This is a genomic window from Streptomyces sp. NPDC004610 (assembly GCF_040609715.1).
In the GTDB taxonomy this organism is placed as follows: domain Bacteria; phylum Actinomycetota; class Actinomycetes; order Streptomycetales; family Streptomycetaceae; genus Streptomyces.
This window is the reverse complement of the sequence record NZ_JBEXLA010000053.1, coordinates 24,780-48,547: the sequence shown is the minus strand read 5'-3', so window position 1 is coordinate 48,547 and position 23,768 is coordinate 24,780. Positions and strand designations below refer to the sequence as shown.

Here is a 23,768-nt window from a genome sequence, read left to right as displayed (position 1 = left end):
CCTGTGGGGGGGGCCGGCGGGGACTCCTGTCCCGTCGGCCAGCCCGCTTTAGGGGCGCTGGGGGTACCCCCTCTGGGGGAGGAACTGCGCGACCAGCCACCACGAAACCCGCACATACAAACCGTCCGACAGGAACTGCCGGGGCGCAGCCCCAGGCAAAACCCCATAGAGCCGGCGGCAGCCACCCGGTACCGTTCAAAGCCGATACCGATCCCGACCCGGCGGGTGAACCGGCAACACATGTACGTGGGGACTCTTGTCTTCGATCTGCTCCTCGGCGACGTCCACTCGCTGAAGGAGAAACGCTCCCTGGTCCGCCCCATCGTCGCCGAACTGCACCGCAAGTACGCGGTCAGCGCGGCCGAGACCGGCCATCAGGACCTGCACCGCAGGGCCGAGATCGGGCTCGCGGTGGTCTCCGGCGACCCGGCGCACCTCACCGACGTACTGGACCGCTGTGAGCGGCTGGTCGCGGCGCGGCCCGAGGTGGAACTGCTCTCGGTTCGACGCAGGCTCCACAGCGACGAAGACTGAGACGCGGGCACCCGCGCCGCACCCCGGCGCACACCGAAACACCGAGAAGAAAGCACTTAAGGAGACGGACCAGTGGCCGACAACGCGCGTGCCAAGAGGCTGGCGGACCTCATCCGAGAGGTGGTGGCGCAGAAGCTCCAGCGCGGAATCAAGGACCCGCGGCTCGGCTCGCACGTCACCATCACGGACACCCGGGTCACGGGTGACCTCAGGGAGGCGACCGTCTTCTACACCGTGTACGGCGACGACGAGGAGCGGGCCGAGGCCGCCGCCGGTCTGGAGAGCGCCAAGGGCATCCTGCGCTCCGAGGTCGGCAAGGCCGCGGGCGTGAAGTTCACCCCGACCCTGGCCTTCGTCGCCGACGCCCTGCCGGACAACGCGAAGACCATCGAGGATCTGCTCGACAAGGCCCGCCAGTCCGACGAGAAGGTGCGCCAGGCGTCCTCCGGCGCCACCTACGCCGGAGAGGCCGACCCGTACAAGAAGCCCGGTGACGACGAGGACGACGCCGCCGAATGACGCACAAGCCCACCCCGCCCGACGGCCTGGTCATCGTCGACAAGCCGTCGGGCTTCACCTCGCACGACGTGGTCGCCAAGATGCGCGGCATCGCCCGCACCCGCCGCGTCGGCCACGCCGGCACCCTCGACCCGATGGCGACGGGCGTCCTCGTCCTCGGCATCGAGCGCGCCACCAAGCTCCTCGGGCACCTCGCGCTGACCGAGAAGGAGTACCTGGGCACGATCCGCCTGGGCCAGAGCACCGTCACCGACGACGCCGAGGGCGAGATCACGGGGTCGGTGGACGCCTCGAAGGTCACCCGCGACGCCGTCGACGCCGGGGTCGCCGCGCTGACCGGCGCCATCATGCAGGTGCCGTCCAAGGTCAGCGCCATCAAGATCGACGGGGTGCGGTCCTACAAGCGGGCCCGCGAGGGCGAGGACTTCGAGATCCCCGCCCGGCCCGTCACCGTCTCCTCCTTCGGGGTGTACGACGTCCGGGAGGCGGTCGCCGCCGACGGCACCCCCGTCCTCGACCTGGTCGTCTCCGTCGTCTGCTCCTCCGGCACCTATATCCGGGCCCTCGCCCGCGATCTGGGCGCCGGGCTGGGCGTCGGCGGCCATCTGACCGCGCTGCGCCGGACCCGGGTCGGCCCCTACAAGCTCGATGCCGCGCGCACCCTGGACCAGCTCCAGCAGGAGCTGTCCGTGATGCCGGTCGCCGAGGCCGCCGCCGCCGCGTTCCCCCGCTGGGACGTCGATCAGCGCCGGGCCCGGCTGCTCGCCAACGGGGTCCGGCTGGAACTGCCCGAGGAGTACGCGGGCGCCGGTGCGGTCGCCGTGTTCGGGCCGGACGGGGGGCTGCTCGCCCTGGTGGAGGACCAGAAGGGCAAGGCCAAGAGCCTGGCGGTCTTCGTCTGACCTGGTCGGATTCCCGGGAAGTGCCCGTGGAGCGGCGGTCACGGGGTCGTGCCTGTCCGCCGCTCCACGGGGTCCCCCCTCGGTTCCCCCACCCCTAGGGATATCCAGCCGACGCGCCCTGTTCACCCGTTCAGTCGGGCGCTTGGAGTGAACCGAGGGAGTGCAAGGGGGCGCGTTCAGGACACGCCGTGTCGCCCCGATCACCGCCCGCCTACCGTCGTACACAGGTACGTCGCGGGTGGGGAGGTTCGACGGTGGCGGAACAGGCCGGTCGTTCCCGGCCCGGCGGGGCCCTCGGCGCGGCGGACGGACCCGCGCTCGTCCATCTCCACGATCTCGCCGGACGCCCCCGGGGCCTCGGCTTCCTCGCCGACCACCACGGCACCCTGATCACCAGCCACGAGACCGTCGACGGCCTCGGCCGTCTGGTGCTGCGCGCCGCCGGGGACCGCGCCTGCACGGTCACCGCCGACGACATCACCCCCCTGCCCGGCCGCGATCTGGCCCTCGTCCGCACCGACGGCCTCGGCGTCGACCCCCTGCCGATCGGGGTACGGGACCGGATCGGGTCCGGCACCTATGTGCGGCTGGCCGCCGGCTGCTGGCGCGAGGCCCGGGTCCTCGGCACCACCGAGGCCACCTACACCGCCACCGACCGCTTCCACCTCCTGGACGACGCCCTGGAGCTGGCCATCGGCACGGCCGGGCGGGACGCGCTCCGGCTCGGCGGCGGAGCGGCGGGCGGCCCCGTCCTCGACACCGCCACCGGCACGGTCATCGGCGTCATCGGCACCGCCCTGCGCTCCGGGCTGCGGGACAGCGGCTTCGCCGTGCCGCTGCGCCCGGCCGCCGACGGCCCCCTCGCCGACCTCCTCGCCCGCAACGCCGCCACGGTCCCCGCCTACGGCGCCGACCTCAATCTCGCCGGGGTCCTGGAGCTGACCGCCACCTCCGTCGGCTGCGACGCCCCGGCCGACACCCTCGCCGGACGCCCCACCGTCGTCCCCGTCGAACGGGCCGCCGTCGCCGCCGGGTTCACCGCGTTCACCGACGGCGGCGCCGATGTCCTCGCCCTGGTCGGCCCGCCCGGCAGCGGCCGGACCACCGAACTCGCCGCCCTCGCCGCCCGCCGGGGCAGCGGACGCGCACCCGCCCCGACCCTCTGGCTGCGCGGCGCCGACCTCCAGAACTGGGACGCCTCGGTCGCCGACGCCGCCGACCGCGCGTTCGCCCGCGCCGCCCGGATCGTCGCCGCCTCCCGCCCCGAACTCCCCGGACAACTCGGCGATCTCACCCCGGCCCGGCTCGCCCGCCTCGCCCGCGCCGCCGGACGCCCGCTGCTGATCCTGCTCGACGGACCCGAGGAGATGCCGCCGGTCCTCGCCCACCGGCTCGGCGAGTGGACCGAGGGCACGGCCCGCTGGCTGCGCGAGAGCGGCGCCCGGATGGTCGTCGGCTGCCGCGCGGAGTACTGGGAGACGGCGGGGGAGGGCTTCGCCGCCGGGATCGCGCCGGGCGTCGGCCACCATGGCGAGGGCTTCGCCTTCGCCGCCGGGATCGCGCCGGGCACCGGTCGCCATGGCGAGGGTTTCGCCTTCGGCGTCGCGCCGGACACCGGGCACGGAGTCGGGGCGGCGCACGACCCGCGTGGCGGCGCTGAGGGCGATGGCTTTCCGGGCGGTACCGGCTACGGACTCGGGGCGGCCGACGACCTGCGCGGCGGCGTCCCGGGCGACGGCGTCCCGGGCGGCACCGGCTACGGACCCGGGGCGGTCCACGACCCGCGTGGCGGCGCTGCGGGCGGCGGCTTTCCGGGCGCCACCGGCCACGGACCCGGGGCGGCCCGCGACCCGCGCGGCGGCGTCCCGGGCGTCGGGTTTCCGGGCGCCACCGGTCACGGACCCGGCGCGGCCCGCGACCCACGCGACGGCGCCCCAGGCAACGGCTTCCCCGGCGACGGCATCCCCGGCGACGGCATCCCGGGCCGCACCAGCCACCCGCCCGACGCGGTCCACGCCCCCGGCGCCGCCGTCGTCGAACTCCCCGCCCTCGTCCCGCTCGGCGACCTCACCGCGTCCGAGGCCCGTGAGGCCCGGTCGCGCTACGGCATCCCCGAGGGTGCCCTGGCCCCCGCCGACGCCCGCCACCCCCTCACCCTCCGGCTGCTCTCCGAGGTCCGCGCCGCCCTGCCGGACGCCCCCGAACCCCGCTCCCTCGACCGCTACGACGTCCTCGCCGCCCATCTCGACCTGATGTGCCTGCGCATCGCCGTACGGATCGCCGCCGAGAACGGAGTCGCGGGCCGGGCGGTGCGACGGCTCGCCACCAAGGTCGCCGGGCAGGTCCACGAGGCCGCCCGGGGCAGCCTGGGCCCCGGACAGGGCGAGCTGGACCGGGCCGCCTTCGAAGCGGTGTTCCCCTGGGGCCCCGCGCCCCGCCGCCTCGCCGCCGCCACCGGCTGGGCCTCCGCCGTACTCGCCGAAGGACTCCTCGTCCCGGCCGGCGCCGGATACCGCTTCGCGCACGAGGAACTCGCCGACTGGATCCAGGGCATGCACCTCGACCTGGACGAGGCCCTGCGCGCCCTGGTCCACCGCCACCGCAAGCAGGCCGTCGAACCCGGCCCCTTCCCCGTCCCGCACCACCGCATCGGCCCCGTCGTCCAGTCCCTCCTGCTCCTCGCCCGCCAGCAGGGCACCTACCAACTCGCCCTGAAACTGGAGGAACTGGTGGGCGCGCTGGACGCCGACCCCGACTCCTGGTGGGCGGTCCGGCTGCTCGGCGAGGTCCTCCGCCAGGTCCCCGACGCCACCCCGTACGTCCCCGTCCTGCGGCTGCTCGCCGACCGGATCGCGCTCTGGCGCGGCTACGGGCGGCCGGTCCCGGCCGAGTTCGGCCCCGGTCTGTGGACCGGGCTCGCGGTGCCCGGCCCCGAGCGGCTCGATCTGCTGCGGCGGCTGGTCCTCGCCGACCCGGCCCCCGAGGAGAGCGACGGGCGGCCCCGCTTCCTGGACGCCGTCGCCGCCCTGCTCGCCGCCGACCCCGCCGCCGTGCAGCCGCTGCTCATCCGGTGGTTCGACGACGAGCGGGCGCTGCCCGCGACCCCGCACGCCACCGTGGCGATGGCCGCGCAGGCCCTGCTGCACACCCACCGGCGCCGCGCCCTGGACGATCTCACCGAGGCCCTCGCCGACCGGGCGCACCCGCGCGCCGGTGAACTGCTGGCCGTCCTCGCCGAGGAGGAGCCGTCCGCGAGCTGCCGGGCCGTCGACCGCTGGGCCCACGACCCCCGCCCCGACCGCCACGAAACGGCCATGGTCCACGGACTGCGCACCGGCCCCCACGCCCGCACCGACGCCGACCGCGATCTGCTGCGCCACGCGGCCCTGCGCGTGCTCGCCGGGCCCGCCGACGCCCCGCTGCACGGCGCCGCCCTCGGCATCCTGGTCCGCGACCCGCGCAGCCGCGCCCGGCATCTGCCGAAGGCCCTCGCCCGGTTCGGCGCCGGGGACCCCCGGCTGCCCGCGCAGGCCCTGCTGGCCGCCCTGAACACCCACCCCGAACCCGTCCTGGACGCCTTCCGCACCCGGCTGGCCTCCGGCGGCGGCCCGCTCGCCCCGGACGGCGGCGCCGGGGAGGCCCTGCGCACCCTGCTCGACGCCACCCCCGCCGCGCTGGCCCGCCGGGTCGCGGTCCTGATCGGCGAGGCGGTGGAACGGCGACCCGAGTGCGCCGGGGTGGTCGCCCACTGGGCCGACACCCGCCTGGAAGCCCCCGAGCAGGGCCGTACGGTGGTGTTTCCGCTGGTCACCGAGTTGCTGGAGGGCGGCTGCGAGCGGGCTCGGGGGGCGCTGGCCGGGGTCCTGGGCGGCGGTGGGGCCGCCTCCGGCCGACCCCTGCGGGGCGAGCTGCGCGAACTGCTGCTGGCGCGGGAGCGGGAGCCGGAGGTGCTGGACGCGCTGCTGCGGGGGGTGGTGGCGGGATGGGAGGGGGCGGGGTCGGGGGCGGGCGGTGGAACCGAGGATCAGCCGGCCGACCGTGAGCTGGCGCGGACGGTGCGGCGGATCGGGCTGCTGCTGGTGCGGACACCGGAGGGCGCGGCCTGCTTCGACCGGGGCCTGGTCGACCTCGGACGGCATGTCCCCGGCTTCGCCGCGCAGGTCGCGGGATGGCTGACCCGGACGCCGGGGGAGTGGGCGGCGATGGTCGGGCCCAGCACCCGCCGGATGATCGGCAGCCTGGCCGGGGTGCGGGTACCCGCCTGACGCGCCGGGGCGGCGTGCGCCCGGTCACAGCGTGGACGCCGATGCGGGGCGGGGCCATCGGGCATGGCACCCTTAGACCGGCATAAGAAGCGTCCGTTAACGCAGACACGGGTTCGAGGAGCGGTCACAGTGCAACGCTGGCGTGGCTTGGAGGACATCCCCCAGGACTGGGGGCGCAGCGTCGTCACCATCGGCTCCTACGACGGAGTGCACCGCGGCCACCAGCTGATCATCCGGCACGCCGTGGAGCACGCCCGCAAGCTGGGCGTCCCGTCCGTCGTCGTCACCTTCGACCCGCACCCCAGCGAGGTCGTCCGCCCCGGCAGCCATCCCCCGCTGCTCTCCCCCCACCACCGCCGGGCCGAACTGATGGCCGAGCTGGGGGTCGACGCGCTGCTGATCCTGCCCTTCACCGCCGAGTTCTCGAAGCTGTCGCCCGCCGACTTCATCGTGAAGGTCCTGGTCGACAAGTTGCACGCCCGCGCGGTGGTCGAGGGCCCCAACTTCCGCTTCGGCCACAAGGCCAAGGGCAATGTGGAGTTCCTCGCCGAGCAGGGCGAGGTGTACGACTTCGAGGTCGAGGTCGTCGAACTGTCCCTGTCGGGCGAGACGGGCGGCGGACAGCCGTTCTCGTCCACCCTCACCCGGGGCCTGATCGCCACCGGCGATGTGGCCGGCGCCGCCGAGATCCTCGGGCGCCCGCACCGCGTCGAGGGCGTGGTCGTCCGCGGCGCCCAGCGGGGCCGCGAGCTGGGCTACCCGACGGCCAACCTCGAAACCCTCCCGCACACCGCGATCCCGGCCGACGGCGTCTACGCGGGCTGGCTGCACGCCCAGGGCGAGGCGATGCCAGCCGCGATCTCGGTCGGCACCAACCCCCAGTTCGACGGCACCGAGCGCACGGTGGAGGCGTACGCCATCGACCGGGTGGGGCTGGATCTGTACGGGCTGCATGTCGCCGTCGACTTCCTGGCGTTCGTCCGCGGCCAGGCGCGGTTCGAGTCGCTGGACGGGCTGCTGGAGCAGATGGCGGTGGATGTGAAGAAGTGCCGGGAGTGGGTGGCGGAGGCGGAGGCCAAGGGCTGAGCTTCAAGGAGAAAACGGCGGCCGGTGCCTGGTGGGCACCGGCCGCCGTTCGCGTTCTCGGCCGACTACTGCGCGGGGGGCTGCTGCGGCTGTTCGGGGGGCTGTGCTTCCGGGGGGATGGGCCGCCCGTCGTGCGGGGGCTGGGGCTGGTGCTGGGGTTGCGGCGGGGTGCCCGGCTGGGCCGGATGGGCGGGGGTCGCCGGAGGCTGGCCGTAGGGCTGGGGGGACTGCTGGCCGTAGGGCTGGGCGTACGGCTGCGAGGGCTGGCCGGGGTAGCCGTAGGCGCCGGGCTGACCGGGGGGTACGGGCGGCTGTCCGGGCTGACCCGGCTGACCCGGCTGGACGAAGGCGCCCGGGACGCCCTGGGGCTGGCCCGGCACGGGTGCCTGGCCAGGGTACGGGTACGGGTACGGCTGGCCCTGCGCCGGAGGCTGCGGCTGCGGCTGTGAGTGGGGTTGTGCCGGGATCTGGGACTGGGGGTGGGGCTGGGGCTGGGGCTGACCGGCGTACGGCTGCCCGGCGTACGGCTGACCCGGATACCCCGGGCCCGGCATCGGCTGGCCCGGCATGGCCGCACCCGGCATGGGCGGCGCGGCCACCGGGGGCGGATTGCCGTCGTTCGTCCACAGCCCATGCATCTGCTGATGCCGGACGAAGTCCTCCGCGACCATCGCCGCCAGATGGAAGTACGACTCGCGCACCTTGGGCCGCATCATGTCGAGGTCGACCTCGGCACCGGCGGAGAGATGCTCGTCGAAGGGCACCACGACCACCCCGCGGCAGCGCGTCTCGAAGTGCGCCACGATGTCCTCGACCTTGATCATCTTCCCGGTCTCCCGGACCCCGGAGATGACGGTGATCGAACGGGACACCAGATCCTGGTACCCGTGCGCCGACAGCCAGTCCAGGGTCGTACTCGCGCTGGACGCCCCGTCCACGGACGGCGTGGAGATGATGATGAGCTGGTCGGCGAGGTCCAGCACCCCGCGCATGGCGCTGTAGAGCAGACCGGTGCCGGAGTCGGTGAGGATGATCGGGTACTGGTTGCCCAGGATGTCGATCGCGCGCCGGTAGTCCTCGTCGTTGAAGGTCGTCGAGACGGCCGGGTCCACATCGTTGGCGATGATCTCCAGCCCCGAGGGGGCCTGCGAGGTGAACCGCCGGATGTCCATGTACGAGTTGAGATACGGGATCGCCTGGACCAGGTCCCGGATGGTCGCCCCGGTCTCGCGCCGCACCCGGCGGCCGAGCGTGCCCGCGTCCGGGTTGGCGTCGATGGCCAGGATCTTGTCCTGCCGCTCGGTGGCGAGCGTGGAGCCCAGCGCGGTGGTGGTCGTGGTCTTGCCGACCCCGCCCTTGAGACTGATCACGGCGATGCGGTAGCAGGACAGCACCGGGGTGCGGATCAGCTGGAGCTTGTGCTGCCGCTCCGCCTCCTCCTTCTTGCCGCCCAGCTTGAAACGCGAACCGCCGCCGACGGGGCGGCTGCTCTTCGCCTTCTGCCGCCTGTTGTTGAGCAGCCGGTCGGACGACAGCTCCACGGCGGCCGTGTAACCGAGCGGCGCGGCACCGGGGTTGGTCGGCTGCCGGTGATCGTGCTGGAGGGGCTGCGGCCAGGCGGCACCGGTGCGGGGGTCGATGGGGGGTTGGGGGTGGGGGTGTGGGTTGGGCTGGGGTTGGGCGTGGGGGTGGCCCTGGTCCGGTGTCTGAGGCTGATCCGGTGTCTGGGGCTGGATCGGGAACTGGGGCTGGCCCGGTGCCGGTGCCTGTGGCTGCGCCTGGCCGTGCGGGTCCTGGCCGGGCTGGTGAGGCGCCTGGGGCTGCTGGGGCTGCCGCGGCGGTTGCGGGAAGCCGTAGCCGCCCTGGGGGTTGGGGGTGGCGGGAGGCTGCGGGAAGCCGTAACCGCCTTGCGGGTCGGGGACGGCGGGAGGCTGCGGGAAGCCGTAACCGCCTTGGGCGTCGGGGCCGGTCGGCGCGGGAGCCTCCGGCTGGGGCTGCGGCTGCGGCTGCGCCGGGGGCTGCGGGAACCCATAACCGCCCGGAGGGTTCGGCGGCTGCGGGAACCCGTACCCGGCCGCGGCCTGCGGCTGCGCCGGTTGGGGCGGCGGGGCCGGCTGGTACGGCTGCACGGGCCACTGGGCGGCGGCCGGGGGCGCCGAGGGCTGGTACGAGGGCGGCAGCGGGGGTACGCCGGTCGGCGGGGCCGGTGGGGGAGTCCAGGCCGGGGTCTCCGGCTGGGGCGGGACGGGGGGTGCCGGGGGAGTGGGGGAGGGGTCGGTGCTCTCGGCGTCGGCGGGAGGCTGTTCCGGTGCGGTGAGGGGGGTGGGGTCGGGAGCCTCCGAGGTGTCGTCGGAGACATCGGCCTCGCCGGTCGCCGTGTCGTCGGCCTCCCCGGACGCCTCGGGTGCGTCGGCCTCGTCGTCACCCGGCTCGGCGGCGGCCTCCTCGGCGGCCTCGCCCGCGACCTCACCGGAGACCTCGTCCTCACCGTCGTCCGACGAGGGCGCCTCGGCAGCCGTCTCCCCGGCGTCCGCGGTCTCCGGCGGTGCCGTCAGTTCCGCGATCTCGCGCTTCAGCGCCACCGCGGAGAACTTCATCGTGGCGTTGCTCTCCAGATCCCCGTTCTCCGGCTCGGATGCGGCCGTCGACATCCAGGCGGGCGGAAGCCCACTCGGGTGCGGGGCCTGCGGCTCGAACCCGCTGCCCTCCGGAAGCCGCGGTACATCTGCGGCGGGCGGGGGCGGCACCGTGAACGGCGTACCCGCACCGGGCGTGTGCGAGGGCGGGGTTGCCGGGGTCACGGGCGTGGCCGCCGACGGCTCGGGCTCTCCGGCGTCAGCGCCCCCTGAGGAGCCATCGGCATCAGAGGCAACAACGGCATCAGCGGCACCGGCAGACCCAATGGCCGCACCAGCGCCAGCACCAGCGCCAGCACCACCACCGTCACTCGCACCAGTACCCGCACCCGAACCCGCGACGGCACCCGTGCCCGAACCCGCGATCGAACCCGAACCCGAACCCGCGCCAGCCCCCGCCGCCCCGGACGCGTTCTGCGTGTACCAAGCGGGCGGGGCGTAATCGATGGTGAACTCGCCCGTCATCTCCACGGAGGCATCCGTATCGGGCTGGTCATCGTCGGGCGACGCCCAGCCCCCGCGGATCCCGTCCCGATCGCTGCTCACAGTTCCTCCTGGTGTGGTCGAGCACCCTCATACCGTGCGGGGGCGACCCTTGCTCTCGTCCGCCGTCGTCGTCCGCATCACCGCGCAGTCCCCCCGGGTCACTCCCGGAACTCGCGTCACCCGAAGAGGGGTGCTAGCGATGTGCCCACCCCAGCCTAATCATGAAAAGGACGGCCACGGCAGGCCCGCCCGCCTCCGGGCACACGTCCGTGACGAACGGGCGCCCTTCCGCGCGCGCTCTCCCCGGCCCCGGACCCCGGACCGCGCCCAGGGTCCGCCTCAGTCCATCCGCCGGGCCACACCCAGCAACCCGACCTCCGCGTCGGTGGGTTGGGTCATCACATACTGCCGGTCCCGCTCGGTGCACCACAGGGTCACGCCGTCGGCGAGGGTCGGCAGCGACTCGTACTCGGGGCGGGGGAGGCCGATCACCCGGCCGATCTCGCCCGCCTCGTCCGGCGACACCCGCTGCACCCCGACCAGCCGCGCCTGCCGCATCAACCGGGGTGCCACCGGGCTGAGATACGGCAGCAGCGTCAGAACCGACTGCCAGGGTGCCGACACCACCCGGCCGCGCGGCGGGCGCATTCCGCAGTCCCGGATCACCAGCACCGGCCCGCCCGCCGAGGCGCCCAGCGGCGGCACCCGGCCCACCTCGTGCACCGTCATCCCGGACTGGCCGCCGCCGACCGCCTGCACCACCTGCGCCCAGTGCCCCGGACGCCCGGTCTCCACGGCCACCCGCGCGCCGGTGGCCGCCGCCCGCAGCGCCAGCACCTGGGCCGTCCACAGGCCCCCGATGAGCAGGATGTCGTAGGGGGTGGGGCGGTTGACCCCGAGGACGGCCGGGTGCCCCTCGGCGTTGACCCCGACGACCACGCCGTCGTCCCCGATGGGCAGGGACAGCGCGTCGAGCTGGTCGGCCGGGAGGGCGTGCCGCGGATGGCGGGGCCCGAGCAGCCCGAAGCCGGTGCGCAGCCGCTCGGCGAGGCCGGGGCCCTGCGGACGCGCGCCGTCGGAAGCGACGGAGGGCGGCACGGCCGACGAGCCAGGTGTTCCCGGTGCCGCCGTACGGAAGGGCGGCGTGGACGAACCCGTCATGGCCATCAGCGGGCACCTCCGAGCGGCAGGGTGGCGAGGACGCCGGGGAGCTGTTCGCGGTCCAGCCGGGCGAGACCCGTGCGCACTTGGCGGGCGGCGCGCTCCAGATCGCGGCGGGAGGTGGCCAGTTCGCTGCTGCTGCGGCCGGTGATCCGGACATGCCCGGTGACCGTGACATCGCCCTGGCCGCCGCTCGCCAGGGTCAGACTGAAGGTCGTCGCCAGCGCGGGGACGGCCGTCAACTGGGCCACCAGCTGGGGCAGTCCGATGCCGTCGCCGCCGAGCGGGGGCCAGCGGCGCACCCAGTACGTGGTGTGCCGCCGGTTGTCGCAGCGCCAGCTGCGGCTGGACTCCTCCGTGCGCCGCCGGGGCGCGTCGGCCTGCCCGGCCTGGGCGGTGACCATGGGGTTGGCGCAGGCCGAGGTGGCGACGGCGGAGCTGATCTCCTCCTCCGTCAGCACATTGACCCGGAAACCGGCCCCGGTCAGCCGGCTCGACAGATGCTCCGCCGACCGCACCAGGCACTTCTGCGCCCCGGCCAGCCCGCCCCCGCGCGCGGCCACCGCCTCCGGGCACAGCTCGGGATCCAGCTTCAGCGCGATCCACATGATGCGCACGGCGGGGGCGGCGGTCTGCGCCTGGAGCTGGGTGTAGTTGGTGACCACGACCGACTGCTGCGGCAGATGCGGGGCGGGCGCGGGCTGGGTGTGCACCACGATCTGCGCCGACTCCAGCCGGATGCCGTCGACCTCCAGCACATCCCGTACCAGGGCGACGGGCAGCGGTCTGCGGCCCCGCTCGGCGCGCAACGCGCCCGCGTCCGCCTCCACTTGGAGCACGGCGGTCAGAAAGCCGCCGTCGCCCACCATGCCCACCGGACGCCGGTCGTCACCCCGGCCGAAGCTGTACGTGCGCAGGGTCGGGTCGCACTCCACGGCGGGCGCCAGTCCCGCGTCGGTGCCCGGCGGGAGCGGGCTGTCGGCGGCGCGGCGGCGCCGGGCGCGCAGGGCCTGCACCCCGCCCAGCCACTCGGGCAGGGAGCGACCCCGGCGCCGTACCAGCGCGAGGACGACCAGGAGCGCGGCGACGACCGCGGCCGGGACCAGCGCGTACACATCGATGAGCCAGCCGCAGACCAGGAGGGCGGCGGCCAGCTCCAGCAGGACCAGCCGCTGCACCGCGAACGAGCCGCCGCGGCCGGAACGCGACCGCAGATGAGGGACCGCGCCCCCGCCCGTTCCCAGGGCGGGCCCCGCCCCCGTGCCGACGCCGCCTGTTGCTGTCCCTGTCCCTGTCCCAGAGCCCGATGCCCCCGATTGCGATCGCGACCGGGCCCGCCGTGCGGAAGCCATCACTCCGCCATCACTCCAAAACCCCCGAAGTCTGCCGAAATCCCTCGCGAATCCCTCGCGCGCAGGTCCTCTCCAGCCCGCGTCCGGCCCCGCGCACCCTACCCGTGCCACACGCACGGCCACGCAACAGGCATAGTAGGGGCCGGGTCTGACAACCGAGGCACCAGATACGCAACCGAGGGCGGGGGAACGGCTCTTCACGGGTCCCCCACGGCTCCGCACGGGGAGAGAGCGGACACAGATGGCATCACGGCGCGATGAACTCAACGCCTACACCTTCGCGAAGCGCCGCACACTCGCGTCGTTCCTGCGGCCCTCGCCGTCCGGCTCGGAGGAGGGGGCGCCCAGACCGCTCAGCGCGGTGTGGCCGGGGGTGGTCGTGGGGATCGTGATCCTCGCGGTGTTCGGGGCGATCGGCCTGTTCAGCCCCACCGCGCCCAAGGGCTGGGACACCCCCGGCGCGCATGTCATCGTCGCCAGCGACTCCACGACCCGCTATGTGGTCCTGAAGACCGGCGATACCACCCAGCTCCACCCCGTACTGAACATGGCGTCCGCCCGGCTGCTCCTCGACCCGAACAAGGACAGCATCATCACGGTCGACGAGAAGGTCCTCGACAGCGGCACCCCGCCGCACGGCGCCACCATCGGCATCCCCTACGCCCCCGACCGCCTCCCCTCGCCCGACGAGGCCGAGAACGCCAAGCGCTGGGCGGTCTGCGAGCGCCCCGGCGAGGGCGGCCGGGCCATCCAGAAGGCGGCCTTCGTACTCGCCGAGAAGGAGTGGTCCAGGACCGAGGGCGACAACCGCCTCACGGCCGGCGAGCTGATGTACGTAGTCGCCCCCGACGGCTCGACGGAGTACGTGGTCGACGCGACCGGCACCGCGTACGAACTGGGCGACCCGGACGACAACGAACTCCTCAAGGCGCTCGACACCCAGGGCCGCGACCCGCAGCGCGTCTCCCAGGAGTGGCTGGACACCCTGCACCGCGGCGACCCGCTCGCCGTCCCCGCCGTCGAGGGCACCCCGGGCGCCCCCGCCGACGCCTTCGACGCCGCGGCCCTCGACGGCGTCGACAAGGTCGGCATGGTCATCCGCGCCCGGGAGGGCCAGCGGATGCAGTACTACGTCGTCCAGCCCGGCGAGGTCGCCCGGATCTCGGAGTTCACCGCCACGCTGCTGCTGAACAGCAGCGACCTGGTCGCCGTAGGCCAGGCGGGCGAGGCGGAGCAGGTCAGCCCCGGCGCGGTGGCCGAGAGCACCCCGTTCCCCAACGAGCGGAACTGGCCCCAGTACAGCCCCGCGATGATCAACGACACCACCTCCCCCACCGGCCGCAACGCCGTCTGCAACGTCCTGCGTTCGGTGAACGGCGACGACGGCACGACGACCCTCTCCACCTGGGTCGGCACCGACTTCCCCGCCGCCCTGCCCACCGGCTCCTCCAGCGCCTACGTCACCCCCGGCTCCGGCCAGCTCTACCGCCAGTTCCAGGGCACCGAGACCGACGCGGGCAGCGTCTTCCTGGTCACGGACACCGGGCTGCGCTACGCGATGCAGTCCAACAGCGACCGCACCACCGACGACGAGGGCGTCGGCAGCTCGGACGAACAGCGCCAGCAGGCGCTCAACGAGGCCCGGATCGCCCAGACCCGCCTCGGCTACGGGAAGGTCACCGCAGCGCCGATCCCGGCCCAGTGGTCGACCTTCCTGCCGACGGGCCCACGCCTGTCGGAGTCGGCGGCCCGGCAGCCGCAGGGTTCGTGACGGTGAGCGGGCGGGAGAACGAACGCATGCACGACACGAACAAGTCGGTTACAGGGTCTACGAGTTGGGTCTGGGGCAGGGGTAGGGGCAGGGCCCGCGGAAAAGTCTGGGTCTGGGGAAGGGGCTGGCGTACGTCCGCCGCCCTCCTCACCGCCACAGCCTGCACCACGACCACCCTCCTGACCCTCCCCGCCGCGGTACCGTCCGCGCGCGCGGCCGACGGCGGCCGGTGCGTCTTCCCCTCCGAGCCGTACGAGGGCCGCCCCTGGTCCCTGCAACGCGTCAACCTGGACGAGCTGTGGGCCCAGTCGAAGGGCGCGGGGGTCCAGGTGGCGGTGATCGACACGGGCGTGGACACCCGACACCCCCAACTCAAACCGGCGGTGGACGCGTCGAAGGGCCGCAGCGTCCTCCCACCCCGAGACCCCGAGGCCGACGACGAGAAACTGGACTGGGGCAGGGCCGACGGCACCACGGACACGGTGGGCCACGGCACCCGCGTGGCCGGCATCATCGCCGCGCGTCCGGCGGAGGGCACGGGCTTCGTCGGGCTCGCGCCGGAGGCGACGATCATCCCGATCAAGCAGAACGACGCCGAGGGCAACGGCACGGCGGCGACCCTGGCGACCTCGATCCGCTACGCGGTCGACGAGGGCGCCGACGTCATCAACATCTCCCAGGACACGGCGAACGCGGTCCGCCCCGACGAGGCCCTCCAGGACGCGGTGGACTACGCCCTGGGCAAGAACGTCGTGGTGGTCGCCTCCGCCGGAAACGACGGCCTGGGCGGCAACGTCAAAATCACCTACCCCGCGTCGTACGAGGGCGTCCTCGCCGTGGCCTCCTCCGACCGCAACAACGAACGCGCCCCCTTCTCCCAGTCCGGCGAATTCGTCGGCGTGGCCGCGCCGGGCGTCGACATGATCTCCACGGTCCCCGGCAACGGCCACTGCTCCGACAACGGCACGAGCTTCTCGGCGCCGTATGTGGCGGCGGTGGCGGCCCTGCTGAAATCGAAGTACAAGGACTGGACGGCCGCGCAGGTGGTGGCCCAGATCGAACAGACCGCGGAACGCACCATCCCCGGCCATGACCGCCTGGTCGGCTGGGGCGTCGTGGACCCGGTCAAGGCCCTGACGGACGTAGACCCCGAAAACCCCGTGGAAACCCCCCAGCCCGACAACGCCCTCGCCGCGGGCCCGGCCCCGTCGGTGTCCCCGGTCCACTTCGGAGAGACCCCCGACGAACGCAACATGCGGATGGGGACGTATGTGCTGGTCGGGGGGTTGGTGCTGGTGGCGGGGTTGACGGGGGCGGGGGTAGCGGTGCGGGAGTCTCGGCGTCGGGGGTGAGGGGGCGGGGTGAGGAGTGCTCTGGGAGAGACCGCGCACGGTGGCTTCGCCGGCTGCCCCTAGCGCGAACAGAGCCTCACGAAGAACCTTCCGCGCACTCGGCGGACTCCTCGACTTCGCCGGTGTAGGCGACGATGACCTGCTTCATGGCTTCAGCGTCTTTGTGATCTGAATCCGATACCTGGACTGCGGTGTACAACTCCTGGTCGTACTCGTCGTCGACGCAGGTACGTGTCTTTCCGAACGCTTCTGTGTCCGAGTAGCGAAACCGGTTATCGTCGAACGAGTGATCCAACTTTTCGAGGCTAATGCCCTGCGCGAAATACGCGGTTGTCTGACCCCTTTCAAGCCAAACCTGCGTTGTCGTCATGACGACTGTGTTGTCAACCGTGACCTGGCAGGATTTGATTCCCGCATCATCATCTGCCGATGTGGAGATGTTTTGCCCTGATGGGAAGAAGGGGTCCAGTGCATCGGTGCCGATAGAGGTCCCGCAGAGACTGCTCGGCACTGCGTAATCGCGCGACTTCCCGCTTTCGCCGCAACTGGACAGGACGGCCGTGAAAATCAGGATGGCGATGGGTGCAACTGCACGGCGCAGCATCACGAGATTGACTCCATTGCAATGGTTGAGATCTGTCAGTCGCTTGAAATGATGCCGGGAATTTGACCCTCCAAGATCAAGGACGCATTGAGATATCCTTGATGACCTGCCTCTCGTGCAGTCGAGCCGATGTCGGTGGGATTCAGGTCGTACATTTCAGCAGCGTCACGGGCGGCGTTCGCGGTGACTGTCATATTTTGCTGGTACCCATCACGCCAGACGTCGCCCCCGTCCTTTTGGGCGTCCGATACTGCGCGACCTTCGGCGTCACTGAACACGGATTCCAGGACCATGCTGGAAACGGTGCCGGATGCCCCTGCCGCCAGTGCTCCTACCCACGGGGTTGCAACGAAGGATGTACCCACTCCCACGACGGTGCTCACTGTCCCGGAGATGAGGTTCTTTCTCTGTGCGACCGCCTGCGCGTACTCCTGGTCTAGCTTTGCTGCTTCATCACCAATGAGCTCTTTAGCGCCGAGCCTCAGTGTCCCTGAAATCTCCCCAGACCTCGTAGCAATGGGTTCGACGATCCTTTCGTAGTCATCGGAGTAACGGAGTTCCGGAGGTAGGTTGGGGTTCAGGTGATACTCCATCAACTGTCCCATGTATGCCTTCTGTCCGACTTCAACGGCGGCGAACCCTTCGGTGTTCTGGCCGACGGCAAATAGGAGATGGCTTACTTCAGTGGGGTCGAGTCGAGCTTCGGCCCCGTCCAACGGGTAGAGAGCCTTAATTTCCGTCCATTGTGCGACGTCGTCCCTCGCGACGCCGCTGATGCTCCGATTGATGTCGGGCAAATACTCGGACGTAATCTGGCCGATACTGTCGGACATGTAGCTGCTTCCCGTGAGCCGCTCCGGATTGTCCGCGATCGACGAGACGAGGCTCTCCATGAGCCGAGCCTGATCAGGGCTATGGTCCGGCGTATCCACCGTAGGCATCTCCCCCGCCGGATGCCCCGTGGTAGCCGCCTCCAACGCCAACGCCAAGTTGTTCTTCCCCGTATTGAGGTCCTCGCCCGTGAGGCTGGACTCCGGGGGCCAGTTCCGCTCCTCGAAGAGGTACTGGAAGTTGGAGAGCGTGACCTTGCCCTTGTTGCCGTCGCCGTCCGTGTCGCGTTCGAAGGGGTTGTCCGGGTCGTTGCGGGCGATGTACTCCTGGTTGAAGAAATCCGTTGCCGCGGCAGGGCTGTTGGAGAGCCCTTTCAGGAACCCGGTGAGGGGATCGGACCCACTGTCCTCGCCGATCCGGTTCAGCCACGGGTCCATTCCCATGTGCTGCCACACCGTGTTGTCGTGCTCGCCATTGCTCGTCAGCTCACGCTCGGTGGCCATCAGCTTCGTGCCGTACTCACGGAGGAACTGGTCGTCGTAGTTCCCCGTCCGCATCAGATTGCTCATCACCTGGAAGCCCATCGGGCTGCCCAGATTGGTCCCGAGCGGCTTGTCCCCGATATCGACCATCGTGCGCTTCCAGTCCATCATCGCGGCGGAATCGCTCTGCGTGGCGTTCGCCAGCGTCGTACCCAACGAGCGCTGCAGATCGTCGAAGCGTTCCAGACGCTCCTGCCCCAGCTGATAGTTCCCGCCCTGCGGATTGCTCACGCCGGCCCAGAACTCCAGCGTCCGCTCCGGCCCCAGCGCCGTCGCGAACCGTTCCGCGAACAGCGGATCGTCCTCGTACCGCTCCAGCCCCCGCAGCAACTGGTCGAATTCCTCGACGCTCAGATCCCGCGGTTCCTGCGCCGCCAGCCGCGCCAGAGTCTCGGCCTGCCGCAGCGCCTCCTGCGCCGCGTCCCGGTCCCCGTAGTCGGCGTCCGAGAAGCCCAGCTGGCTCTGGTCCGCGATGGCCCGCAGCACCCGCCGTGCCGAATCATCGCTCTCCGTCGCCCCGTCCAGGATTCCCTGGATACGGTCCCGGAGACCGTTGATCTGCGTCTGGTTGTTCCGGTCGGGCTGCTCCCCACCCGCCGGCGGAGCGGTGTTGGTGACCAGGAAGCCACCCTCCCGCGCGATCACCGTCAGCCCCTGCCCCCGGCCGTCCTCGATCGCCTCGGTCAGCTGACGGTGATAGCCCTTCAGCTCACCCCGGGTGTCCTGAAGGATGCTGTGAATCGACTTGGCCTGCGTATGCGCGTCGGCGAACTCACCGGCCGTCTTGCCGATGAACTCCTTCGTCACGTCCGCGTTCACCCCGGCCCAGTTCGCCTGATTGGCCTTCTGGCGCAGTTTGTCCTCGGCGTCCCGCTTCAGCGTGTCCAGGTGATCGACCAGGGTCGACCAGTCCGTCACCGCCTCGTCGAGCAGCGTGAAACTGGCGTCGCGCAGAGTGTCGAGATCCATCGGAGTTCCCTGGTCAGCCGTTGGCGGAAGGAAGAGAAAGGAAGAGAAAGGAAAAGTAGGGAGGGAGGTTGAGGAGACAGGGGGAGTTGAGTAGACAAAGGGGAGTCAAGGGTGGAAGGGGAGGTGAAGAGACAAGGCGGAAGCGCGTCCGTGGCATTCACTTCCCGCCCTCTTTCTCCGACGCCCCACCCGAATCCCCGTACACCGGATTCGCCTTCCCCGGCTCCCCCACCCGTTCGTCGAAACCCGCGTCCAGCGCGGCGATGCTGCTCATCTGGCGCTGGATGTAGTTCTCGTCCCCGGTGTGAATGGTCCGGGTCACCTGGAGATGGTTGGTGATGCGGGCGCACGCGTCCATCAGTGAGCGGAGTTGTTCGTCCCAGCGGTTCGCCACATGCTGAAGGCCGTCGCCGAGGGCGAAACCCTGGCTCGTCAGATTGCCCGCCGCCGCGTCACTGCTGGGGACCGCCACCCGGGCCTTGTCCCACAGGTCGTTGTAGAGCGAGTGCGCCGAGCGACTGATCCCGGTCAGCGATTCGTTCGCGACCGTGAGATCCCCATGCCTGCCGAGCGACCCGCCTCCCGGCGTACCCGGGGAACCGTCCCCGGGATCCAATTGATTCAGCTGCATCCCCGTCGACTGCCGCTCCGACGCCGCCGCCTTCAACTGCTCCCATTCGTCCCACGCCACCTGCGACTCCCCGTCCCCCTCGAACCGGGCCGGCCGCGATGCTCTGCGACCACCGCCTGTGTGGCGTACGCAGCGTGTGCGGCCGTAAGCCCTCTGCCATAGACGCGGGCCAAAGTAGCAGCCCGGCCTGAGGACTTTTCGCGCAGAAAGGATCTGCCGGTCGCTTCCGGCGTGAAGGTTTCGGAAAAGAGGTCGCCGGGTGTCCGGGAGGGGAAGGACTCAGCGGCCCCTGACTCTGTGGCCCCGCCGCCTCAGCGGTCCCCGACTGAGCAGCCCCCTGACTCTGCGGCCCCCGCCCCCTTCACCGCCGAGCCACCACCACATCCGCCCGTCCCTGATCTCCGCCCCGGCCCTCACCCTCACCCCACCCGCGCCACACACTCCCCGTTCTCCTCCAGCACCCCCGCATACCCCGCCACCAGCTCCCGCAGTGCCCCCTCGTCCTCCCGCCCCGGCTCCAGCACCTCCACCAGCGTGCTGATGTCCTCGGGGGTGCCGTTGGAGTCCTGGCAGGTGAGGAGGGAGACGGCGCCGACGGGGGAGTAGGCGATCCGGCCGTTCTCCGCGGTCTTCGGGTCCGTCACCCGCAGCCGGGACTGAAGGATGCCGCGGGCGGAGCCACCGGCGTCGATGCGCTCGCTGCTGAGGGTGAGGACCATCTCGTGACCGTCGACATTGACCTTGCACAGGGCCGAACCCTCGGAGAGTTCACCCTCGTCGTCCAGCGTGAGTTCCTTGCCGGAGGCCGGGAGGAGACGGGAGAGGGCGTCCCGCGGAACCGCGACCCCGCACAGCGCGTCAGGCACCGCGAACCCCCGCGCCGACCCGTCCACTCCACTCGTCCCGTCTGTCCTGCCCGTCCCACCCGTACCGCTCGTCCCGTCCGACCCGGTTCCGGAGCCCGACGACGAGCAGCCCGTCGCCAGCAGCCCCGCCGCAACGCCGAGCGCCACGACCCGCAGGGCGCGCGAGAACCCGTCCCACGGCCCTGGACGCTCAGCCCGCGCACCCGGCTGGACGTCCCACCGCCTCCGACGCTCATCTCGCGCACCCCACTGGACGCCCCACCACCCCGGCCCCTCATCCCGCAGACCCGGCTGGACATCCCCCCGCTCCGCACGCACACCCCACAACCCCGCACGCACACCCCACCACCCCGGAAACCCCCACCCCCGCTTCAATTCCCGTCACTCTCCGAGTTCCACTGCGCCCCGTCCGAATGGCTGACGCCCGCCGCGGTCCGGGCGGCGCGGCGGAGGTCTTCCCGGGTGTCCCCGTCGATGTCGCTGTTGTTGAGGGCGGCGCGGTCGACCGCGTCCTGCGCCGACTGGAGCGCCGCCGACCGCCCGTTGCTGTACTCGCGGGCCGCCTCCGCCTGGGCCTCGGTCGTGGTGTCCTGCCGGATGCTGGCCATCACGGAACTCTGGATGTCCTCGGAGATCCAGCCGACCACCTCCCCGGCGATCGGCACCCGTGCGGTCGCCGCGTCGATGCCCATGCCGAGGATCCGGTCCACCCACTGCTGCTTGCCCTCGGCGGCCTCGTTGAAGGCGGCGTCGTCGGCGGTGTGGAAGCGGTGGATGGCGTCCGCGCGGGAGTCGCTCATGATGCCCGCGATGGCCGAGCCCGGCGCGACCGCGTCCCCCACCCGCTGTCCGAGGTCGACGGACGAGGTCGAGTCGCCGTTGATGACGTGGTCCACCACATTCGTGGTGTACGCCTGCTGGGCGGCGGTGATCGCGGCGTACGCGTCCGGGTCCTGGCCCACCTCGCCCAGGAACTGCTGCACATGCCCAGGGTCGAGATCGGCCGGGGAGCCGAAGGTGGGGAAGAGATCGCTGCTCGACCCCTCCTCGTACATGGCCCGCTGGAAGTCGCCCATGTACTCGGCGGTGATGTCGCCGAGGCTGCCGCGCAGCGCGTACAGGGGTCCGGTGTCGCCGTCCACGTCACCGTTCTCGTTGCGGCGGATCAGCTCCGGGTGCTCACCGAAGCGGTCCACGATGTCCCGCACCAGCCCGGCCCGCTCCGGGGTGTGCGCGAGGGCGTCACCGCCACCGTCGCTGTCGTACGGGCGTCCGGTCGTCGCCGACTCCAGGGCGTGCCCGAGCGCCTCGGGACCGAAGGCGAGGGCACGCCGGGTCTTGTCCTCGTCGGCCAGGACGTTGGTGTCATTGGTGTCGATGGACCACTCGAACTCCTCGTCCGTGAAGAGGTCGAGGTAGGAGGTGAAGCCCGGGTCGCCGTCGCGCTCGACCGTGCCGTCGTCGTGGTAGGCGGTCGGCGGCTGGGTGAAGAATCGTTCCGAGGCCTCGGGGCTGTGGCCGAGGGCCTCCAGCACGCTGTTCAGCGGGTCGTTGCCGGTGCCGAGCCGCCCGGAGGGGTTGAACCCGTAGATGTCCGGGCTGCCCGACGGCTTGTTCATCATGAACCGGTACGGATCGTCCCGGTGGAGCTGGGTGACGTGCTCGGCGATCGGGGTGAGGAAGCGGGCGTCGTAGGTGCCGTGGCGGAGCAGGCCCCCGAGGACCTGATAGCCGTACGGCTTGTTGGTCTGGCCCGGCAGCCAGCCGATCTCCTGGGTGCCGAGCCGCCGGAAATCGTTGCCCCAACTGGCGGGCAGATGCTGCCGGTTGTCGGGGTCGGTGGCGTTGGCCAGGGTGTACCCCATCACCCGCTGGAGATCCTGTACGGCGTTCAGCCGGGTCTCGGTGGCCTCGCCGTCGGTGCCGTCGATCGACATCTCGGCGTAGAACCGGAGCGCCTGCTCGGGCCCGCCGAGCCCCTGGTAGAACTCGGTGGCGAACTCGCCGTCCGGCTCCGACGCGTTGAACTGGAGCAGCCGGTTCAGCTCGCGCAGCTCGGCGTCGGACATCTCGTCGCCCCGGCGCGCGAGCTCCAGGGCGCGCTCGACCTGGGCGTCGTTCAGGGACTCGTACGCGCTGTGGCCGGCGTTGTGGGGGTCGTTGCCGTGGCTCTTGGCGAGGGCGCGGGCGACCATCGAGTCGATCTCGGTGGCGTGGGTGAGGATCCGCGCGATCCGCCCCTCCAGCTCCCTCTTGCCGTCCAGCTGGCTCTGCGTCCGCTCATCGGTGTCGCCGCGGATGTGGGGGAAGACGCAGCGGACGGTGCCGTCGCCGTTGTCCTCGACGCGTACACCCAGCTCGGCGGCGTCCACGTCCACCGCCTGCTTGATCTGCTGCTGGAGCGCGAGCAGCTCGGTGTGGCCGTCGTCCAGGACCCGGTGGATGCTGTTGGCCTCGATATGGAGGTCGGAGATCTCCTTGGTGGTCTTGTCGATGAACCCGCGGGTCACCGCCGCGTTCACCCCGGCCCACACCGCCGCGTCCGACCTGGTCTTCATACCGGTCCGGGCGCTGTCCGCGGCCTCCTTGAGATCGTCGACGGTGTTCTGCCAGTCCGTCACGGACGTGGCGAGCCTGCCCAGGTCTATGCCGACCAGGTCCGTCAGGGTGAGAGCCATCGTGGGACCGCCCGTCACTTGAAGTACTCGTTGAGCTGGGACACCGGCATCGCCGAGCCGTCACGTCCGCGAACGACCGCCGCGATCCGGGCGTCGTCGTCGGCGTGGCGCCGCCGGCTGTAGTCCAGGTGGTTGGAGATGTGCGCGCACGCCTGGAGCACCGACTTCAGCTGCGACGTCCAGACGCTCACCGTGGTCTCCAGGGCGGCGCCGGTGGCGAAGTTGCGCGACTTCAGCGCGGCGGCGGCCCGCATCGTCGAACCGGCCCCGCCCTGATCGGCCCCGGCGCCCGCGATGTCGCCGCCGCGGTTCAGCCGGTCGTACAGCGCGTAGGCGTCGTGCCCGACGGCGCCGAGGTCGTCCTGACGGGCGACGAGATCACCGCCGGCGCTCCCTTCCTCGGGGAGTTGGTCGAGCTGCATCCCCGTCGGCGGCTGCCGCCCGGTGGCGTCGGACTTCAGCTGCTCCCATTCGTCCCATGCCATCCGCGGCACCTTCCCCCGTGACCGTTCGTCCGTTCGCCCCCCGGTACGTCCCGGGTCCGGGCGCGAGCACGCTAGCAAGCCCGCGTGGAGTTCACAGG

General features: G+C 71.9%; 16 protein-coding genes. 7 read left to right on the top strand and 9 right to left on the bottom strand.

Annotated elements, in window-relative coordinates; translation table 11 throughout:
• Positions 1–240 precede the first annotated feature (240 nt).
• The 5 genes from ABZX40_RS38260 to ABZX40_RS38240 all read left to right on the top strand — a co-directional run bounded on the left by ABZX40_RS38260 (position 241) and on the right by ABZX40_RS38240 (position 7,306).
• Complete coding sequence (locus ABZX40_RS38260) at positions 241–534, top strand: DUF503 domain-containing protein (protein WP_355749689.1); 294 nt, start codon at positions 241–243, stop codon at positions 532–534.
• Positions 535–606: 72 nt separating this feature from the next.
• The gene (gene rbfA / locus ABZX40_RS38255; protein ID WP_355749692.1) at positions 607–1,053 is read left to right on the top strand and encodes a 30S ribosome-binding factor RbfA; all 447 of its coding nucleotides are present in this window, start codon (positions 607–609) and stop codon (positions 1,051–1,053) included.
• Positions 1,050–1,955, top strand: coding sequence for a tRNA pseudouridine(55) synthase TruB (truB, locus tag ABZX40_RS38250; protein ID WP_355749695.1), 906 nt, complete (start codon positions 1,050–1,052; stop codon positions 1,953–1,955). Before rbfA ends, truB begins: the two co-directional genes overlap by 4 nt.
• A 254-nt stretch (positions 1,956–2,209) precedes the next feature.
• Positions 2,210–6,220: a hypothetical protein gene (locus ABZX40_RS38245; protein WP_355749698.1), complete on the top strand. Its 4,011-nt coding sequence runs from the start codon at positions 2,210–2,212 to the stop codon at positions 6,218–6,220.
• 129 nt (positions 6,221–6,349) lie between these two features.
• Positions 6,350–7,306, top strand: a complete 957-nt coding sequence (locus tag ABZX40_RS38240) for a bifunctional riboflavin kinase/FAD synthetase (RefSeq protein ID WP_355749701.1) — start codon at positions 6,350–6,352, stop codon at positions 7,304–7,306.
• A gap of 65 nt (positions 7,307–7,371) precedes the next feature.
• Here ABZX40_RS38240 and ABZX40_RS38235 read toward each other — a convergent pair whose 3' ends face one another.
• The 3 genes from ABZX40_RS38235 to eccE form a co-directional block, all read right to left on the bottom strand.
• Positions 7,372–10,488, bottom strand: coding sequence for an SCO5717 family growth-regulating ATPase (locus ABZX40_RS38235; RefSeq protein ID WP_355749704.1), 3,117 nt, complete (start codon positions 10,486–10,488; stop codon positions 7,372–7,374).
• A gap of 279 nt (positions 10,489–10,767) precedes the next feature.
• Positions 10,768–11,595, bottom strand: a complete 828-nt coding sequence (locus ABZX40_RS38230; RefSeq protein ID WP_355749707.1) for a hypothetical protein — start codon at positions 11,593–11,595, stop codon at positions 10,768–10,770.
• Entirely contained in the window at positions 11,595–12,941 is a 1,347-nt protein-coding gene (gene eccE, locus ABZX40_RS38225; RefSeq protein WP_355749709.1) for a type VII secretion protein EccE, read from the bottom strand. Before eccE ends, ABZX40_RS38230 begins: the two co-directional genes overlap by 1 nt.
• Before the next feature lie 241 nt (positions 12,942–13,182).
• Here eccE and eccB point away from each other — a divergent pair, with 241 nt between their 5' ends.
• Positions 13,183–14,712: a type VII secretion protein EccB gene (gene eccB, locus ABZX40_RS38220; protein ID WP_355749712.1), complete on the top strand. Its 1,530-nt coding sequence runs from the start codon at positions 13,183–13,185 to the stop codon at positions 14,710–14,712.
• A gap of 179 nt (positions 14,713–14,891) precedes the next feature.
• A complete protein-coding gene (gene mycP, locus ABZX40_RS38215; protein ID WP_355749780.1) occupies positions 14,892–16,064 on the top strand; it encodes a type VII secretion-associated serine protease mycosin in 1,173 nt (390 codons plus the stop codon).
• Between the two features lie 76 nt (positions 16,065–16,140).
• On the opposite strand, the gene ABZX40_RS38210 is transcribed toward mycP, so the two are convergent.
• From ABZX40_RS38210 to ABZX40_RS38185, 6 genes are all read right to left on the bottom strand, one after another.
• A complete protein-coding gene (locus tag ABZX40_RS38210) occupies positions 16,141–16,671 on the bottom strand; it encodes a hypothetical protein (protein ID WP_355749715.1) in 531 nt (176 codons plus the stop codon).
• A 32-nt stretch (positions 16,672–16,703) separates the two neighbouring features.
• The gene (locus ABZX40_RS38205) at positions 16,704–19,010 is read right to left on the bottom strand and encodes a DUF6571 family protein (protein ID WP_355749718.1); all 2,307 of its coding nucleotides are present in this window, start codon (positions 19,008–19,010) and stop codon (positions 16,704–16,706) included.
• A 157-nt stretch (positions 19,011–19,167) separates the two neighbouring features.
• The gene (locus ABZX40_RS38200) at positions 19,168–19,701 is read right to left on the bottom strand and encodes a hypothetical protein (protein WP_355749721.1); all 534 of its coding nucleotides are present in this window, start codon (positions 19,699–19,701) and stop codon (positions 19,168–19,170) included.
• A 359-nt stretch (positions 19,702–20,060) separates the two neighbouring features.
• Complete coding sequence (locus ABZX40_RS38195; protein WP_355749724.1) at positions 20,061–20,507, bottom strand: hypothetical protein; 447 nt, start codon at positions 20,505–20,507, stop codon at positions 20,061–20,063.
• Between the two features lie 371 nt (positions 20,508–20,878).
• The gene (locus ABZX40_RS38190) at positions 20,879–23,185 is read right to left on the bottom strand and encodes a DUF6571 family protein (RefSeq protein ID WP_355749727.1); all 2,307 of its coding nucleotides are present in this window, start codon (positions 23,183–23,185) and stop codon (positions 20,879–20,881) included.
• A 14-nt stretch (positions 23,186–23,199) separates the two neighbouring features.
• Entirely contained in the window at positions 23,200–23,670 is a 471-nt protein-coding gene (locus ABZX40_RS38185) for a hypothetical protein (RefSeq protein WP_355749730.1), read from the bottom strand.
• Positions 23,671–23,768 lie beyond the last annotated feature (98 nt).

Coding starts and splice junctions, on each gene's coding strand:
- ABZX40_RS38260 (WP_355749689.1), top strand. CDS start 241: ATGTACGTGGGGACTCTTGTCTTCGATCTGCTCCTCGGCGACGTCCAC.
- truB (WP_355749695.1), top strand. CDS start 1,050: ATGACGCACAAGCCCACCCCGCCCGACGGCCTGGTCATCGTCGACAAG.
- ABZX40_RS38230 (WP_355749707.1), bottom strand. CDS start 11,595: ATGGCCATGACGGGTTCGTCCACGCCGCCCTTCCGTACGGCGGCACCG.
- eccE (WP_355749709.1), bottom strand. CDS start 12,941: ATGGCTTCCGCACGGCGGGCCCGGTCGCGATCGCAATCGGGGGCATCG.
- eccB (WP_355749712.1), top strand. CDS start 13,183: ATGGCATCACGGCGCGATGAACTCAACGCCTACACCTTCGCGAAGCGC.
- ABZX40_RS38205 (WP_355749718.1), bottom strand. CDS start 19,010: ATGGATCTCGACACTCTGCGCGACGCCAGTTTCACGCTGCTCGACGAG.
- ABZX40_RS38190 (WP_355749727.1), bottom strand. CDS start 23,185: ATGGCTCTCACCCTGACGGACCTGGTCGGCATAGACCTGGGCAGGCTC.
- ABZX40_RS38185 (WP_355749730.1), bottom strand. CDS start 23,670: ATGGCATGGGACGAATGGGAGCAGCTGAAGTCCGACGCCACCGGGCGG.